Genomic DNA, 15,492 nt, shown 5'->3' with positions numbered 1-15,492 from the left:
GTCGGCGCGGGAAAGCGAATCCGTCGACGATTGATTCTACGTGCCCGGATACGCTGGTTCGATGCGCATTCGGCTCGACATCGCTTACGACGGTTCGCACTTTCGCGGCTGGGCGACTCAACCTGGTCTTCGTACCGTCCAAGGCAGCCTCGAAGGCGCGCTGGAACGTATTCTCGGTGGCCAAGTCAGGCTTGTCGTCGCAGGCCGCACCGATGCTGGCGTTCACGCCACCGGTCAGGTCGCCCACTTCGATGTGGACGACACGCAGGCTGGACGTCTACGCCAGCGTCGTGGCAACCAGGGGGAGCCGGCCGATGCTGTCACTGAACTCGGATACCGAGTGCGCGGCATCCTCGGCAGTTATTCCGACGTCACCGTCACGCGGGCAAGTATCGCGCCCGTGGGATTCGACGCCCGCTTCTCCGCGATCTGGCGGCGCTATCGGTATCGCATCTCCGACTATGAAACGGGCTACGATCCGCTCCTCCGGCACGACAGAACGACCGTCAAAGGTGTCCTCGATCTTGACGCCATGAATGCTGCGGCAAGTTCGCTCATCGGATTGCATGACTTCGCGGCATATTGCAAGCCGCGAGAGCGTGCGACCACTGTGCGAACCCTCCTCGACTTCCAATGGGAACGCGACACCGAGGGCGTCGTCACAGCCAAGGTGCGAGCTGATGCCTTCTGTCACAGCATGGTTCGTGCGCTCGCCGGTGCGTGCGTTGCGGTGGGGCTTGGCCGGATGGACGTCGGCGACGCAGCTGCGCTGCGAGACGCAAGAGCGCGGACAAGTGTTTTTCCGGTAATCGCCGCGCGCGGACTGACCCTCACCGAGGTCGGATACCCGTCCGACGAGTTGCTGGCAGTGAGAGCCGAACAGACGAGAGCGCGCAGGCGGCTAGAAGAAGAGCGCGACGAAGAGTGACGCTGCGCCTCACGTTGGGCCGCATTTCTTTGTGTCTGTCAAGAGATCGCGCCGCGTGGTCAGCGCGGGCCTAGGCTTAGCAGCACCATGAAGGTCATTTCGTACAACCTGCGCAAGCATCGTGCCGTCGGCGAGATTGCTGATCTCGTCGAAAGCCATGCCGCGGACGTGCTCTGCCTACAGGAAGCAGACACGACCGATATTCCAGCCCAGTTCGGGGGACTGCGATTGGCAGACGCTACCCGCCGTAATCGCCTCGGGCTCGCCGTCTACTATCGCGAAAGCACGTTCCGCTTAGAAGAAGTGTGCTCGATGGCTTTGAAGAAGTCGCTCCACGATCGCCTTCTCAAGCCCGCCGAGGAGCGGATGCTCGGGGTGCGCTTGCACGACATCGATCATGGTCGTGATCTCATTGTGGGGTCGTTCCACGCCGCCCCACTCACCGCATTGAACTCGCTACGCCGCCACCAGATTCGCAGCGCTCTTGCGCAGTTGCACTCGCTGGGAACAGACCTACCGGTGCTCATGGTGGGCGACTACAACTACCCGGTCTTCAAAGAGAATTTGGGTATCAAAGTACGTGACCAGGGCTATCAACTGACGTTGAGCGACGCGCGCACTTACACGCGATATCGCTTCTTTCGAGGTCACTACGATTTTGCAACGTCGACGGGGTTCGATATCTCTCGCATTCGGACGCTGCCCCAGGGGCTGAGCGATCACTTGCCGATTCTCGTGGACGCCGAACTCGACGCCGCAGCAGCGAAACTCGCCTAACCTCAGCGAGTAGGACTGTTACGCGTTGGCCTTGCGCTGGCGATGAACTGTCGCAGCTACCGCGATTGCTCCACCAGCGAGGACCAGGGCTCCGCCGCCGACCCAGAAGCCCAGCAGGCTCGCTGACTGGAATCCTGTTGTCGGCAATGAACCCACCGTGACAGTAACCGTGTCGCCGGGAGAAGAAGATGAAAACACAGCGATGTTATAGGCGCCGTTGGCGTTGTCGGGGAAGTGGATCGAGACCGCGTCGAGTCCGCCAGCAGCGTTAGCCGTGGCGCCCGAATAGGTCTTTGTCTCGACGGCAAACCGAACCATGCCGAAGGTAATACCGTTGGCGTTCTGACCTGTCACAGTGATCGTAACCGTCTCGCCAGGAACGAAGGTGCCGTCAGCAACGCTGAGGTCGACAGCACCGCCCTGCTCGATCGTGGCCGACGACACCTGTGCCGAATCGCTTGCCGGATAGGCACTTGCGCTCGCGACAAGCGGAGAAGCGACGATCGCGGCGGCGGCCAGCACCAGCGCGGCAACCGTCTTCGCGAGAGCAGCCTTCGCTCGTGAAGCTTTCGTGAAGATGAGCTTCATTGTGCGCTGCGCTTTCTGACAAGAGTGTGGTGGTGATGACCCCCTAAAACGGGGAAAGGATTGCCATCGTGGTTCTCGACGACGAATCCCTAAGTCGATTATCCCGAAATTTCACACGATACCGCAAGGTCATCTGTAGCTGCGATGTTAATTGTTGGTGTCGACTGAACGTTCAAGGAGGGCGTGTGGGGAGTGCGTACCCTCACGACAGCTGTCGATTCCTCGCCGGGAGTGAGGTCGCTGCTCCACGTGAGCACGCGCCTGCCCTCGTGTTCTCCGCCGCCGAAACCGGGTGTCGTGACAGTGCCGGTCGTGCCGGCGCTGACCACCTCGGCCCCCTCCGGTAGGTAGAGGTAGATGACGGTGCGAGTGACCCCCGGAGTCACTCCGAAGCCACCGCCCCCGGTGATGTAGGAGGGCAGATTCGCCGCGTCTTCCGGCGCGTTGTCGCGCAGTCGCACCGTCAGCGCAGCGTCGGAGGAATCTCCGCCGTCGGTGCACCAACCGACGGCGGAATCGAGCTGCATGTAGTAGTCCATCTTGGAGCCCGTGCCATCGTTCGCGTAGACCCCGAACGTCGTCTGGGTGTCGTCAGTGGCCGGTAGATCTCCCTGCAGCGTGGTGCCGTCGAGGACCGACTGGTCGGCAGCATTAGCGTTCCAAATGAGCAGGCGACTTTCGGAGCCGGCGCGTGAGAGAGCCGAGATCAACGCGGCCGGATCTGCCTGACCTGACGCGAGCTTCTCGAAGACAGCGGCTGTCGCTGCGGCGAAAAAGGCGTCTTGCTCCGCAGGCACTTCGTACCGTTGATAGACCTCGTTGAGAAGAAGGGAGACCGCATTGTCGCTCGAGAGCACGTCGCCGGTCGGTAGCGTGACCGGTCCTGTTGCCTCCAGCACATAAGAGAGCGTTACGGGGTCAATTGAAATGACGCCGTCAACGGTCTGCCCGGTTTCTTGTAGCCACATCGCCTGTGCCAGCTCTCCGCTGAGGGTGAAGTCCGGCACTTGAGTGACATTCTGTATGTAGCGCGCCGGCTTGTCTTCGTAGATCGCGAGGAGATCATCGCTCAGGGGAATCACGCCACCGTCATAGCGTGAAAAGTCACCCGAAGATGCCTGCGCACCGAGCGAAATCGCGCCGCCATCGGTATGAATCACAGCGGTTGCGCCAACGATTCCGCCGAGGGAGCGCCACTCCGCGTTGTTCTGAAAGATGACGAGGTAGTCGCGTGGACTGTCGGAGCCGAGCATCGCCGGCATCAGGACGGCAGCTTTTGCTACGGCGTCAACCGCGGTGTGCGTCTCGTCAAGCAAATCTCCGACCTCTGAAACAGCGGACTGCAGCGGCGGGAGGAGCGCTGATTCATCAATGGCATGTACGGATGCTGCAGCCTCACCGACGTCCGTCGCGCTCGTTCCCGCGGCATCCGCGACCGCCTCGAGGGGCGCAGTGTCAAAAGCGCCATCGACCGGACGCAATGTGTCGAGCGAGAAGGACGTTCCGACCTCGACGAGCGGGCTCAGCGCTTCAGAAGCGACCTGATCCACTGCGGCAGCGACAGTTGAAACGGCGTTCAGCTGCGGTCCGATCCACGGAAAAGTTTCGACGAGCCGCCACACCGGGTCTGAAGTGAGCGCGCGTGCCGCGGCCGTGTCGTCTGCGATTTGGGGCACGGCACTCGTCGCGATTGCCGGGTCGCTGAGGTCGGCCGCCACTTCGCGGGCCGTTTCCTGAGCGGCGGTGAGGTGGCCATAAGCGAGATATGCGCGCACGCCGATCCATGCGAAGACAGCGAGGCACACGGCGAGAATGATGACCAGGGCCCACGCGGCGACCTGGCCAGCGCGGGATTTCATCGTGGGAGCAGAGGTCACCCCCATACTTTAGGCGCTGCAAACGCTGGCGCGAATAGACTGAGCCTCGAGTCGGAATGAGAAGTCGCCGCGCGGTGGCAGTCGGCTCGGGTGCAGAGAGGAAATCATGCAGTCAGTCCGGAGAGGCGCCGCTGTCATTCTTGCGAGCGGCATGCTTGTCGTGGGGTTGAGTGCGTGCGGTCCCGCGCCCTGGAACCAGGCCAGCACTGCGTCACCGTCGCCGACATCGACCGCTACGGTTGTGCCCGCCCCCGTGGAGAACGATCTCTCGTCTGGATCGACCGAGCGTGAAGTCACCGCCGGCGCCGTGTCGGCGAAGATCAACTACTGGTCGACGCTGTCGATGGATCAGTGGACGGCAACGGCACTGAAGCCCATCAGTCTTTCAATGTCGACGACAGTCACGCCCAACGACGGCCAAAAGGTATATCTCCAGCGTGCTGTGATGGTGGCAGTGCCTGCCAATGCGACCGAAACGTTCGCGGCTCTCGAACCGCAGACCGACAAATCGAGTGTGAATCCGGGCTATCTCGTGCTCGACCCGTACAGCTACTCGCAAACCTTCAATATGGGAGAAGTGCCCGCCGGTGCGACGTTCGTCACAGTGCAGTTCACCTACGACTTCCTGGTGCAGGCGGCACCCGATTCAACCGAGTTCGCGAAGCAGACGGCTACCGACTCGTTGACGATCGCTATTGCCGGATCTCCCGTTTCAGGGACCGACGGCTAGATCCGGTCGCGATGCCAGCGGTCACCGCCTTCGCCCGCGGCGATGTCGAGGCCAGCGCGCGCTGCGCGCTCGAGATCACCGAAGTCGTAGCCAGCGGTCTCCACTGAAGTCCAGCCCACGCTTGCTGAAACCTGAAGAGAGCCATCGGTCGGTGGAATCGATAGCTCGGCGAGAAGCTTCCGAACATGCTCTCGGGTGACAGGAACAGTTCGCGGGAGCAAGACAACCACTGTACCTGCGGAGCGGCGCCCGATGTCCGCATCAGCGGGGAACATCTCCCGCACGAGCGACTCGAATCTGGCGGCGATGCGTGAAAAGCCGATCTCTCCAGCAGCATCACGAATATCGGCGATGTCGTCGACGCGCAGCATGAGAAGAGCCCACGCGTGTTCCTGTCGATCGCGGGCACGCACAAGACGTTCTGACGCGGTTGCCCGAAAGCGGGCCCACCCGGATACCTCGCGCACCTGTCCGGCCGATGTTCCTTGCGCAAGCCACAGCAGGCTCACCACGACGCAGATCATATAGCCGAGAATTCCAAGCCCATTCACCGACCTCGCCAAGGCCAACGGGTCGCTCGACGACGAAGGAAAGAGCCCACTGACTAGCCCGCTGATCGCGAAACCGATGAATGTGATCGAAGCCACTGTGAGCGGCAGCAGCATGCGCTCACGACGCTCGGGAATTCGGCGCGTTTCGACGATCGTGAAACCACAGAACACCGCGACGACCGCGAACGAAAGCCGAAAGGCGAGGGCGTATTCATCGACGCCCAGCGGGAGCGAAAACGTGAATGCGAACACGACCGCGACAGGGATGACCGCCCACATGTACGCGCGCGCACCGCGCCAGGAGCGCAGCCCCGACCAGATCAGGATCGGCGGGCCCAATAACAGCGCGAGTCCGATGCGGCGAAGCGTCTCGGCGCCCGCTGCTTGCGCGCCTACGGTGAGGTACGCCGAAGACAGGGCGACGAAGAATGCCAACGCCCAGGCGAGCGTCGCTCGGCTGGGTCGAGGAATGAATCCGAGTCCCACGATGAGCACGGTGCACAGCGAAACGACAACGAGCTGAGCGGAGCCGATCCCGCCGTCGCTTCCGAGCGAGATCATCAGCCCTCTTCTTCTTTATCCGCGAGCGGCAGTCGCAAGGTAATTGTGGTGCCAGCGCCCGGTTCGCTCTCGATATCGAGTGCTCCGTCATGCTCTGTGATGATGTCGCGGGCGATGCCCATACCGAGTCCAGTTCCGGGAGTCGAGCTTTCTCGAGCAGTCTCAGCTCGAAAGTAGGGCTCGAATACGTGCGGGAGATCGCTGCGAGAAATCCCGATACCGCTATCGACGATCATCATCACGGCCGCGCCATCATCGACGCTGCCTGAGATTGTTACTGTGCCCTCTCGTGGGGTGTATTTGATGGCATTGCTCAGAAGATTATCGATCACCTGACGAAGTCGGAATCCGTCTCCGTGCACCGGAAGAGGCTCCGGAATCGAGATACTTACACGCACCCCCTGCGCGACGGCCGCAGGTTGGAAAGACTCGAGAGAACTTTCGAGGATGCGGCGAGCGTCAACACGTGCGTAACCACTCTCGACTCGGCGTGTTTGCGTCCTGGTGAGAATTTCACCGATCAACGTTTGCATGCGCTGGCTGGCATGGTCGATGACCTCCAGCTGTTCCCTTGTGCTGGGTGCGAGGCTGTCGTCTTCGAGCGCGAGCTCGGCGTGCCCGATGATGGCGGTGAGCGGATTGCGGAGTTCGTGAGATACGACGGTCGCGATGTGCTCGCGTGCACGTTCTGCCTCGATGAGGTCTGTGATGTCATGCACGATCAAGAGCGTGGAGAGGGGTTCGCTGCCCAAGCTGTCGAGTATGCGGGTCGATGCTGACAGTGCGTGCCACTTACCGTTGCCGTCGAAAAGCCACACTCGCTCGTCTTCGAAGACTTCGCCTCGTATCGCGCGCGCGAGCGGTCTGCGGAACTCGGAAAGAGCTTCGCCGCGAAGGGATGCGTACTCGACCGCACGGCCGGGCTGCGTCGGATCATCGCGATTCAAGCTGTACAGGTCGGCGTACGTGTCGTTGACGGCCAGGATGTCACCGTCGAGAGCCAACCGCGCAATCCCGACATCCAACGCGTTCAGCATCTGCGTGACGCGGCGTTCCTGAGAGCTCACGCGCTGGATCGTGCCCTGCTGACGAGAGGACTGTCGTCGCAAGAGCTGCTTGAAAGCCCGGGTTTGCCGGGCAGACTGCCACGAGGTCAGCCCGATGAAGGTGAGCGAGAGGATCACGATCACCAGCTGAAGTGTCAGATTTCCGTTGGGAGGCGAAATCGCAGCTTCGCCCACAATGAGACCCGCAACTCCTAGTAGCGCTGCGATCAAAGCGGGAAGCGCGAAGTGGGTTGCGATCCAGAAAATCGGGAATACCCACAAAAAGCCGAACTGCAGGTCGTTTGCCGCCACCAGCAGACCGATGCCGATGATGTCGCCGTAGGGCAGCACGAGTACCGCATCGCGTGGAACACGAGTCCAGGGCACGATCAGAGCCGCCGCCGTCAACCCGATGATGATCGCGAGGCCGGCGGCGTACATCCAGCTCGAGAAGTCGTTGGGGCTGAATATCTGCACGACGGCTGTGATGCAGACCACACTTCCCGTCAAAACGAGCTGAGTGAGCCAGATGGAACGCGTGCGTGCAGTCGGTCCGGGAGAAGGAACAGCAGGCACGCCTGTCGGATGCGCCTTGCGCACTGTCTCACCCCCGCTGGCAGCCATAGTGTCGAGTCTAGTGAAGCTGACGTATACTTCCCTCGCCGCCCTCTGCCCCGTGCACCCTGCAGGATGACGGTGTGCCCAGCCCGTCTTGAGGTAACCCGAACACCTCACCACTGAGGAGTGGATTCTTTTGAACCGTACCCCGTCTTTCCGTTACGCTCGCCGCAGTGTCGCCGTGGCATCCCTTGCTCTGGTGGGAGTGCTCTCCCTCAGCGGATGCTCCCAGGTAGTCGATGCATTCAACCAAATTGGTGGCTCATCGACCGAGGCCAACGCAGCGGCTACCGTGAGTACGCCGGCCCCCAGTCCATCGGCGTCGATGACATTTAACTCGCAATTTACGTATGACGGATCGGTTTCACTGTCGACCGACGTTGCGAACGACCTCACGCTCACTCTCGATGTGTGGGCGGCGAACCCGAAACGCACCCGGGAATGGTGGCCCACGAACGATAAGACCTTCGGTTTTGCGCTCAATGTGCATGACAACCTCGTCGACGAGAAGTCTGTGCTGACGGAGAAGCGTCGCGTCTACATTTCGTCGATCTCGATCACGTCGCAGACTGCACAGACTTCAGGTCAGGTGCAAAGCCCGTTCCAGTTTTCAGCTGACCCGCGCACGCTCGTGCCGAGCGACACCCTGCGCAGTAGCCGGGGGCTCTTGCTCAACAGCTTCCAGGGTGGGCTGTATGTGCCCGAGACGACGATTCATCAGCTGCCAGAAGACACCTACGGTCTCACGCTCGAGTTCGCCATCGAGATTTCGGTGGAGGGCACAGCCGATGATGACTCGAGCTTCACTCAGCAGACCGTGTACCAATACCTGCCGATCGCTATTTTCCCCGACGGTACCGAGTAGCTGTCTCGCGCCGGACGAACGTCACCACATCGGCCGCGGTAGCGAGCTCCGTTCGCTCGGTGATGAGCGGCAGCGGCTCTGAGTACGTGCCGTTCGCTTTGTCGTTCGCGGCGATCTTGCGCTGAAATTCGCGACGTACATCCGTTTCGCAGACATCGCTCGTGTTTCGGGGAATGAGTGCGATGACCCGGCCGTCATCATAAGAAGACGCTCGAGCGGCACCAGCGAGATGATCTTCGACGGCATTGAAAAGCGCGTTTTGAGCGGTGCGCGCGTAGTTCGATCCGTAGCTGATGCGCACGAGTGGAAAATTTTCGATCGAGAACACCACCGCGCTCGAACCCACATGTGGCGTCACTGCTCGAGCAGATTCGAGCGAAGGTTCCGCGAGTGTGCGTAGGAGTCGGAACATGGCTACTGTGACCAAGACGAAAACGATCGTTCCCGCCGCAGTGATCCGACGAGTAGCGAAGAGGTCGGCGCCCTCCGTCCCTCGGAACACCTCTATGACGAGCCGGAGTCCGAGCAGCGTCGTGAAGACAACCGCCGTGATCGCAAGCGTTTTGGCCCCGGAAAGAGTCGACAGCGGGGTCTGTCTCGCCTCGAAGAAGATAGCGATGCAAAACGCTGCGATCGCAAGAAGCTTCACCCCCGCTGCAGGTGGCAGCGGTATCAGAAGCCCCAGCACGCACACGCTCGCTGCCGCCGCTACCGCGGCAACCATGCCGGTCCAGTTGCGCAAATTCACGATTCGGAGTGCGACCCAGACAAGTCCCGGCGCGAGCACCATGAGGGCATCGCCGACCGAAACGGCGAGGTTAGAACGGGTGATGTCGTTGAGGGTGTACAGCAACGTGGAGATAATCCACGCGACTGCCGCAATCACGGCGAACTCGGCTATCGACCGGTGCTCTGAGATCGTGTTTCGGGAACGTCGGAGAGTGACAAGAAGTACGCTCGTGATCGTTCCGAGCGCGACGAGGGCAGAGAAAAGTACGGTGAGCACGAACAGGGGGTCCTCCGACGGGCATCGGGAGTATCAATCTTGCGGGAAAATTGCGCTTTCGTACAGCCAAGCCTGCGCCATCGCTGCGGGGGGTGTAGCAGGCTGTTCTTAGCCGGAAAGATTCGTCTCCGGCACGGGACACCAAAGAGGTGCTGCCCTTCTGTACGCGAGGTGAAGATCTATGTCGAATGTGCACAACCGCATTGAAGCCCCCACAAGGGCATATGAGGCTCCGCTGCACGCTCAGCAGGTCGCTATGTCTTTCGGGGGTGAGTTCCCCGAAGACTTCGCCGCCGTGCTCGAAAACTCCACAGGGCACCGCTCGACCATCGGCTGTGTCATCCCGGCATACAACGAAGAAGAATCGATTGCGGATGTGATCGAGGCGCTGTTGAAGCAGACGCGCGTACCCGACGTCATCCACGTGGTCGTCAATAACACGTCGGACAACACCGTCAAGATCGCGTCCGAATTCGCCGGTCCCCATGAGCTTCAAGGTGAAGACGGCGAGCAGTTCACCGAGGTCTTCGTCCACGACATCGGTAAGAACCCCGACAAGAAGGTCGGCGCGCTGAACTACGGGTACTCGCTCGTTGAGGGCTGCGACTACCTTCTCGGCGTCGATGGCGACACGATTGCAGACTCACGTGCTGTCGAATATCTCGAGACTGAAGCTGTTGGCGATTCCCGTATCGGCGGTATTTCCGCCATCTTCACGATCGATGACCGACCCATCAAGGGCGGAATCGCGAAGTTCTTGATTGCCGGTCAGCGTACTCAGTTCGCCGCCTTCAATCTGCAGAACCTCCTGCGCGGTCGCAACATGGCTGTGCTCGGCGGGCAGTTCTCGATCTTTTCGACGAACGCTCTGCGCGATGCAATGAAGCAGAATCATCAGACGACGCCCTGGGTGAAGGACAGCGAGGTCGAAGACTCGCTGCTCTCGCTTCAGATCAAGAGCGCCGGATATCTCACGAAAATCAGCCCTTACGCCCGCGCGAACGTCGGCGGTATGACCACGCTGAAGGGATACGACGCTCAGCAGGTCAAGTGGACCTACGGTGCGATCGAGTTGATGTGGCCCGGACAGCGCGGCGACACAAAAGGTCAGCCTTTTCACCCCAACCTGCGCCTGCGGTGGTTCGAGAACTTCGGCATGCTCACCAACCTGTTCGTCCGTGTAGCGTTCGTCGTCTTGCTTGCCGGATCACTTTCGATCGATGCGTTTATTTTCTCGGCCTGGTGGCTCATCCCACCGCTCGTCGCCATGGCGCTCAACCTTCGGATCGCTCGCACGATGACGCACTGCGATAACCGCGATGTGATGTTTGCCGTTCTGCTTTTTCCGGCCGAGCTTTTCATGTGGGTACGGCTTGGCCACTTCCTTCGCTCCTGGTCGCGCTTCCTCTCGAAGAAGAAGGTCGACAACTGGGCGGCTCAAGCCAAGGCCGAAAGCGGCGGTGGTTCGCTCGGGCACTGGGCACCGCTCCTGTTGCTTGCTGCGGTACTGGTCGCGATGGCCGTCGTGTGGACCTTGATCGGTCCGGTGGCTCAGTCGACAATTCTGTGGGTCGGCTGGCCAATCGTGGGTGTCGTGACAGTTCTTCAGACCGTGGGTATGTTTGCGAAGCTTTTGCGTCGCCACCACGGCTACAAGGTCTGAGGCTCGTTCAGAGCTGCTTTCGCATCTTCACGGTCGTGGTTTCAAACCCGAGGGACTCGTACAGCGCTCGAGCGGCCCCGTTGTGGCCGAATACGCTCAGTCCGAGCGAGCGGGCGCCTTCCCCGCGGGCATGCCCTTCAGCGAGCCGGATCGCCGCCCGCCCGTAGCCTTTTCCGCGATATTCGGGCTCGACGAGGATGTCCCAAACCCACCATGCTGTGGGATCGCCCGAAGTGTCGCGACCTATCCAGAGGTAACCGACCCTGTCATGCGTGTCATGGACGAGGTTGAAGACAGCGTTATCTGCCGTGGGGGCACCTATCGGGAACGCTCGCTCAAGAGAATCGGCGGCGTGCTGATCTGCAACAGGCGGTGCCTCGCCAGCCGCGATCAGGTCTGCGGCGTATTCCGCGTAGCACTGCTTCCGCCATGACGGAAATTGTTGTGCGCTGATCGGGACGAGGGTGATCTCCATGCGACCAGTCTGGCAGCGCTGTCGCCGCCCACTTTGCCGTTTAGGGACGTGCTCTCTCTAAACACCGGACATGACTTCAGCGGTCAGGCGGTAGCCCACACCCCGCACGGTTTCGATGTAGCGCGGATTAGTCGGGCTGTCGCCGAGTTTGCGGCGGAGGTTCGTCATATGCGCCTCGACAGCGCGTTTGTCTGCTTCGCCGACAAAATATGACGTGACGTAGGATTCTCCGCGCAGGACGAGAGTGAGGTCGGCCTTGCTACGGACACGACGCTTCGACTCCATGAGCGTTGCGAGCAGGTCGAACTCAGTGCGGGTGAGTTCGACTTCGTCGTTACCGACAACAGCGATGCGCGTCTCGGGGTTAACTTTCAAGTCGCGATGAGACATCCAGGAGCCGCGATGCGCGTGCGCGAGCTCGACGTCGGTCCTGCTATTCACCGGCTGCGACTGCTGTACAACCGCGGAGCCCGACACCTGCTGCGACACCGCGACCGTCTGATGAAACGGCTGAGCCGTCGGAATTTCGTATACCGGCTGCTCATACTGCCCAGAATCGAACTCGGTGAGCTGAGGGGAAACTTCGGCTGGCGCTTGAGCGGGCGCCTGCGGGCGAGCACCGGGGAATGACGGGCCCACGCTATCTTGGCGCGGCGCCTGGGAGGTCTGGGTTGGGCGCGGCCGTCGCATGAGAGCTTCAACCCGCGCGCGGAACTCGCGCGGGCGGAAAGGCTTGATGATGTACTCGTCGGCACCGGCCCCGAGACCGAGAACAACGTCGGCTTCGTCGGTGAGTCCGGTGAGCATGATGATGAACGTGTCGCTCTTCGCTCGAATGCGCCGAGCGGCTTCGAAGCCATCGATCCCGGGCATATTGACGTCGAGAGTGGTCAAGAACGGCTGATAAGCGAGGACGGCGCGAACACCGTCGATTCCGTTGCCCACTGAGACCGTGGAGAAACCCGCCGCCTCCAGCACCTCGACAAGCAGGTGGCGCACATCGGGGTCGTCTTCGACGATCACCGCCGTCTTTTGCACCGCTGCTTCGTCGGTCATCTGGGCCTCACCTAGGGTCGATTGATCTTCGTCATTGTTCCACACCGTCACCGGTGCCGCGTGCTGCAACGGGCGTTATTGCAGCAGATCGGATGTGAGCTGTACGGCGCTCTCGGACCACCACGCCCCGGCAACGGGCCCACCATTGCACTCGCCGTCGCTCTCGCCCGGAGGCTTTATCCATAGATTCGTGTCGACAACGTCGTCGCCGTAGGTGCCGCCGGCGGCTCCCACCAGTTGTCCCGCGGGGTTGCACCACTCGGACTCTGCCTGCTCGGCGCCGTTTCGCGATGTGTCGACGATAGCGTGACTGCCGCCGAGCGCATCGGAAACCTGGTGTGCATATTCGAACTCAGCATAGGTCGGCTGATAGTTCGAGACATTGGTGGCGAAACCTCTGATGGTGTCGGAGACACCGACCTGCTGGATAAGACTTGCCATCTCAGATGCTGCGAGCCAATTGGAGTGGCCCCCGTCGAGGTAGATCCACACGTTCGTGCCAGCAAGTCGCTCGACGGCATCGTGGAGCTGGGTCATACGGGCATCGACGTTGTCGCACTGGGGAGCAAGTGCCAAGCTGTCGGGTTCGAGAATGATGATCTTCTGGAGGTCTGCTGCGCTGGCGCTCGAGAGTGCAGCACCGATCTCAGAGGTCCACGTGTCGTAGTCCGCGTCGTCGAGTCCGCCTGCGGAGTACTGACCGCAGTCGCGTTCTGGGAGTCCGTACACGACGACAGCGAGTGCGGCGTCCTGCTCGCGTGCCTCGTTTACGAGATTAAGGACGCGCGTGCCCACTTCGCCGATCGGGTCAAGCTCCGGTGTCAGCCAGTACGCGGTGGGTGCCGCGGCGAGGTATTCGGCCGCTGCCTGCTCAGCGGCGCCCTCGGATTCGGATGCGGCGGCGATGGCAGCTTTTGATTCCTCGGGAGCAACGATGGTTGTTCCGACACTGGGGGGTTCGGCGCTCAAGAGGCTGAGTCCTGTGGTCACGGTCCATCCGATCGCGGCGATGATGGCAAGAAGTGCGACAAGCACTGCGGCGACGATGGTTATCCACGCCCATCGCGGCAGGCTGCGGCGTCGTCGGCGGCGCGGAGCCGCGGGAGCAGTGGTCACTGTGAGACTCGATCCGGAAGGCTCTAGGCGGGGAAGGGGATGAGGCTAGGATAGCTCCCCACGCTCGTGCTGGCTCAGCACGGCGGGCGAGACCGGGAGTCCGATGAGTGAGAACCCGACCCCACGGCACGGGAAAACGGCATCCGTCTTGCTGGCGTTTTATCTCGTAGCGCTCACCGCGATTGCTGTCTGGCCGGTTCCCGTCGACTCTGCCGCCGGTCCGCTGCTGAGCTTGGTGCAGCGCCACGTGCCGTGGGCGACGTACAGCCGGATCGAAGAGGGCGCCAACGTGCTGCTGTTTGTGCCCTTCGGCATCCTCCTGATGCTGATCTTGCGCCATTCTCGCTACCTCATCATGCCGATCTGCATCCTCGCGACGGTGGCGATCGAAAGCGTGCAAGCCGTGCTGCTCGACCAGCGCACGGCGAGCATTGTGGACATCGTGGCGAACACGGCGGGGGCGTGCCTCGGGATGCTCCTGATCGCTTTCGTCGAGCGGGCATCGGTGGGCCGACCACCGAACGATGCCTGAAAGTGAGGGCGACCCCCTCAAGCTGATGAAGGGGGGGTGAGCTTGAGAGGGTCGCGAACACGCCGCGCGGATCGTGGGTTGCGCAAGGGGGTGCAGGGTCAACCTCTCGCCCAACGTGGGATCGTCGGGCAACGATCCCTCGGCAACGGCATGCAGGGTAAAGAATAGGGGTTGTCGCTAAGCGTCCGCAACGCCGTACGCTGATCTCGACAACGCGCCCCGCGAGAAAAGGAACCCGCACATGAGCGAGACAATCATCGTCGGTGTGACTGAGTCACCGGCATCTCAACGCGCCCTCGATTGGGCCGCGCACCGCGCCGCTGCCGATGGAGCTGATCTCTTGCTGTCATGCATCGTGGGCGGCGCCGTCGGGGCAGTGGGAGAAGACGACATCTTGGCGCGCGCGATGGATGCTGCAGCGGTGCTGCTGGACGCTGAGATCACCCGAATCTCAGCCCTGATTCCCGGTCTATCCATTTCGACGCACGTGGGGAGCGGTAACCCCACCGAGGAGCTCATCGAGGGCTCCGCCGATGCCGGACTGCTGGTGATCGGCATCGAACCCGGTGCACGAGGTCGTGCAGGACACCACGGCGCGCGGATCGCCGCGGGTGCGCACTGCCCCGTCGTGGTCGTTCCGGGTGCGGTGGATGGTGAAGACCGCCCGGTTGCTCGCCGCGGTGTGGTGGTCGGCGTCGACGGCTCTGATGTTGCGGCATCCGCGCTTGCGTTCGCGGCTGCCGAAGCATCGCGCCTGAACGAACCGCTCATTGCGGTCTCGGCGTGGATGCCTGTGTTCGTTTCGGGAGACTTCGGAATGTACCCCGACATGTACACGACGAACCTGCAGGGAATCACCGAGTCGCTCGTGGCAGACATGGTTGAGAAGGTGCGTGAAGCTCACCCGGATCTGGTCGTGGAAACACGTATCGAAGAGGGGGACCCCGCGACGGTCATCAACGCGGCTGCCGAGACAGCGCTCATGACGGTGATCGGTACGCACGGGCGTTCCGGGATCGCGCGCTTCTTGCTGGGATCGGTCAGCGAAGAGGTGCTCTTACACTTGAAAGCTCCCACTGCGGTCGTCCGCTGAAAATACCGAG

Annotated in this window: 15 protein-coding genes; 7 read left to right on the top strand and 8 right to left on the bottom strand. The window is 61.6% G+C overall.

Annotated features, from left to right (window positions below):
* The first annotated feature begins 61 nt into the window (after positions 1 to 61).
* Positions 62 to 928 carry a tRNA pseudouridine(38-40) synthase TruA gene (truA, locus tag G6N83_RS04460; protein ID WP_165139747.1) on the top strand — a complete coding sequence of 289 codons (867 nt, stop codon included), beginning with the start codon at positions 62 to 64 and terminating at the stop codon, positions 926 to 928.
* An 87-nt stretch (positions 929 to 1,015) separates the two neighbouring features.
* Entirely contained in the window at positions 1,016 to 1,705 is a 690-nt protein-coding gene (locus G6N83_RS04455) for an endonuclease/exonuclease/phosphatase family protein (protein WP_165139744.1), read from the top strand.
* An 18-nt stretch (positions 1,706 to 1,723) separates the two neighbouring features.
* On the opposite strand, the gene G6N83_RS04450 is transcribed toward G6N83_RS04455, so the two are convergent.
* Both G6N83_RS04450 and G6N83_RS04445 read right to left on the bottom strand, forming a co-directional pair.
* Positions 1,724 to 2,293 carry a cell wall protein gene (locus tag G6N83_RS04450; protein ID WP_165139741.1) on the bottom strand — a complete coding sequence of 190 codons (570 nt, stop codon included), beginning with the start codon at positions 2,291 to 2,293 and terminating at the stop codon, positions 1,724 to 1,726.
* A gap of 98 nt (positions 2,294 to 2,391) precedes the next feature.
* Positions 2,392 to 4,170, bottom strand: coding sequence for a DUF4012 domain-containing protein (locus tag G6N83_RS04445; protein WP_165139738.1), 1,779 nt, complete (start codon positions 4,168 to 4,170; stop codon positions 2,392 to 2,394).
* 106 nt (positions 4,171 to 4,276) lie between these two features.
* Here G6N83_RS04445 and G6N83_RS04440 point away from each other — a divergent pair, with 106 nt between their 5' ends.
* The gene (locus G6N83_RS04440; protein ID WP_165139735.1) at positions 4,277 to 4,900 is read left to right on the top strand and encodes a hypothetical protein; all 624 of its coding nucleotides are present in this window, start codon (positions 4,277 to 4,279) and stop codon (positions 4,898 to 4,900) included.
* On the opposite strand, the gene G6N83_RS04435 is transcribed toward G6N83_RS04440, so the two are convergent.
* Positions 4,897 to 6,012, bottom strand: coding sequence for a GGDEF domain-containing protein (locus G6N83_RS04435; RefSeq protein ID WP_165139732.1), 1,116 nt, complete (start codon positions 6,010 to 6,012; stop codon positions 4,897 to 4,899). The genes G6N83_RS04440 and G6N83_RS04435 overlap by 4 nt on opposite strands.
* Positions 6,012 to 7,682 (bottom strand): sensor histidine kinase, encoded by a 1,671-nt coding sequence (locus G6N83_RS04430; protein WP_165139708.1) that lies wholly within the window; start codon positions 7,680 to 7,682, stop codon positions 6,012 to 6,014. Before G6N83_RS04430 ends, G6N83_RS04435 begins: the two co-directional genes overlap by 1 nt.
* A gap of 175 nt (positions 7,683 to 7,857) precedes the next feature.
* Between G6N83_RS04430 and G6N83_RS04425 the strand changes: the two genes are divergently transcribed.
* The gene (locus G6N83_RS04425; protein WP_241246283.1) at positions 7,858 to 8,541 is read left to right on the top strand and encodes a fructose 1,6-bisphosphatase; all 684 of its coding nucleotides are present in this window, start codon (positions 7,858 to 7,860) and stop codon (positions 8,539 to 8,541) included.
* Here the strand turns inward: G6N83_RS04425 and G6N83_RS04420 are convergent.
* Positions 8,516 to 9,547 (bottom strand): hypothetical protein, encoded by a 1,032-nt coding sequence (locus G6N83_RS04420; protein ID WP_165139702.1) that lies wholly within the window; start codon positions 9,545 to 9,547, stop codon positions 8,516 to 8,518. The two genes, G6N83_RS04425 and G6N83_RS04420, sit on opposite strands and share 26 nt — an antisense overlap.
* 256 nt (positions 9,548 to 9,803) lie before the next feature.
* On the opposite strand from G6N83_RS04420, the gene G6N83_RS04415 reads away from it, so the two are divergent.
* Positions 9,804 to 11,210 carry a glycosyltransferase family 2 protein gene (locus tag G6N83_RS04415; RefSeq protein WP_241246316.1) on the top strand — a complete coding sequence of 469 codons (1,407 nt, stop codon included), beginning with the start codon at positions 9,804 to 9,806 and terminating at the stop codon, positions 11,208 to 11,210.
* Between the two features lie 7 nt (positions 11,211 to 11,217).
* On the opposite strand, the gene G6N83_RS04410 is transcribed toward G6N83_RS04415, so the two are convergent.
* The 3 genes from G6N83_RS04410 to G6N83_RS04400 all read right to left on the bottom strand — a co-directional run bounded on the left by G6N83_RS04410 (position 11,218) and on the right by G6N83_RS04400 (position 13,857).
* Positions 11,218 to 11,685: a GNAT family N-acetyltransferase gene (locus G6N83_RS04410; protein ID WP_165139696.1), complete on the bottom strand. Its 468-nt coding sequence runs from the start codon at positions 11,683 to 11,685 to the stop codon at positions 11,218 to 11,220.
* 57 nt (positions 11,686 to 11,742) lie between these two features.
* On the bottom strand, positions 11,743 to 12,741 hold the full coding sequence (locus G6N83_RS04405; RefSeq protein ID WP_183408415.1) for a response regulator transcription factor: 999 nt from the start codon (positions 12,739 to 12,741) through the stop codon (positions 11,743 to 11,745).
* Positions 12,742 to 12,816: 75 nt separating this feature from the next.
* Entirely contained in the window at positions 12,817 to 13,857 is a 1,041-nt protein-coding gene (locus G6N83_RS04400; protein ID WP_241246282.1) for a glycoside hydrolase family 6 protein, read from the bottom strand.
* Between the two features lie 103 nt (positions 13,858 to 13,960).
* On the opposite strand from G6N83_RS04400, the gene G6N83_RS04395 reads away from it, so the two are divergent.
* Positions 13,961 to 14,389 (top strand): VanZ family protein, encoded by a 429-nt coding sequence (locus G6N83_RS04395; protein WP_165139693.1) that lies wholly within the window; start codon positions 13,961 to 13,963, stop codon positions 14,387 to 14,389.
* Positions 14,390 to 14,630: 241 nt separating this feature from the next.
* Complete coding sequence (locus tag G6N83_RS04390; RefSeq protein ID WP_165139690.1) at positions 14,631 to 15,482, top strand: universal stress protein; 852 nt, start codon at positions 14,631 to 14,633, stop codon at positions 15,480 to 15,482.
* Positions 15,483 to 15,492 lie beyond the last annotated feature (10 nt).

The organism is Microbacterium endophyticum, assembly GCF_011047135.1.
Taxonomy (GTDB): Bacteria; Actinomycetota; Actinomycetes; order Actinomycetales; family Microbacteriaceae; genus Microbacterium; species Microbacterium endophyticum.
The sequence above is the reverse complement of the archived record's forward strand: the minus strand, read 5'-3'. Positions and strand labels throughout refer to the sequence as shown.

Excerpts from the sequence above, each read along its gene's own strand:
- truA (WP_165139747.1), top strand. The coding sequence starts at position 62 with ATGCGCATTCGGCTCGACATCGCTTACGACGGTTCGCACTTTCGCGGC.
- G6N83_RS04415 (WP_241246316.1), top strand. The coding sequence starts at position 9,804 with ATGTCTTTCGGGGGTGAGTTCCCCGAAGACTTCGCCGCCGTGCTCGAA.
- G6N83_RS04390 (WP_165139690.1), top strand. The coding sequence starts at position 14,631 with ATGAGCGAGACAATCATCGTCGGTGTGACTGAGTCACCGGCATCTCAA.
- G6N83_RS04430 (WP_165139708.1), bottom strand. The coding sequence starts at position 7,682 with ATGGCTGCCAGCGGGGGTGAGACAGTGCGCAAGGCGCATCCGACAGGC.
- G6N83_RS04455 (WP_165139744.1), top strand. The coding sequence starts at position 1,016 with ATGAAGGTCATTTCGTACAACCTGCGCAAGCATCGTGCCGTCGGCGAG.
- G6N83_RS04440 (WP_165139735.1), top strand. The coding sequence starts at position 4,277 with ATGCAGTCAGTCCGGAGAGGCGCCGCTGTCATTCTTGCGAGCGGCATG.
- G6N83_RS04395 (WP_165139693.1), top strand. The coding sequence starts at position 13,961 with ATGAGTGAGAACCCGACCCCACGGCACGGGAAAACGGCATCCGTCTTG.
- G6N83_RS04435 (WP_165139732.1), bottom strand. The coding sequence starts at position 6,012 with ATGATCTCGCTCGGAAGCGACGGCGGGATCGGCTCCGCTCAGCTCGTT.
- G6N83_RS04410 (WP_165139696.1), bottom strand. The coding sequence starts at position 11,685 with ATGGAGATCACCCTCGTCCCGATCAGCGCACAACAATTTCCGTCATGG.
- G6N83_RS04405 (WP_183408415.1), bottom strand. The coding sequence starts at position 12,741 with ATGACCGACGAAGCAGCGGTGCAAAAGACGGCGGTGATCGTCGAAGAC.
- G6N83_RS04450 (WP_165139741.1), bottom strand. The coding sequence starts at position 2,293 with ATGAAGCTCATCTTCACGAAAGCTTCACGAGCGAAGGCTGCTCTCGCG.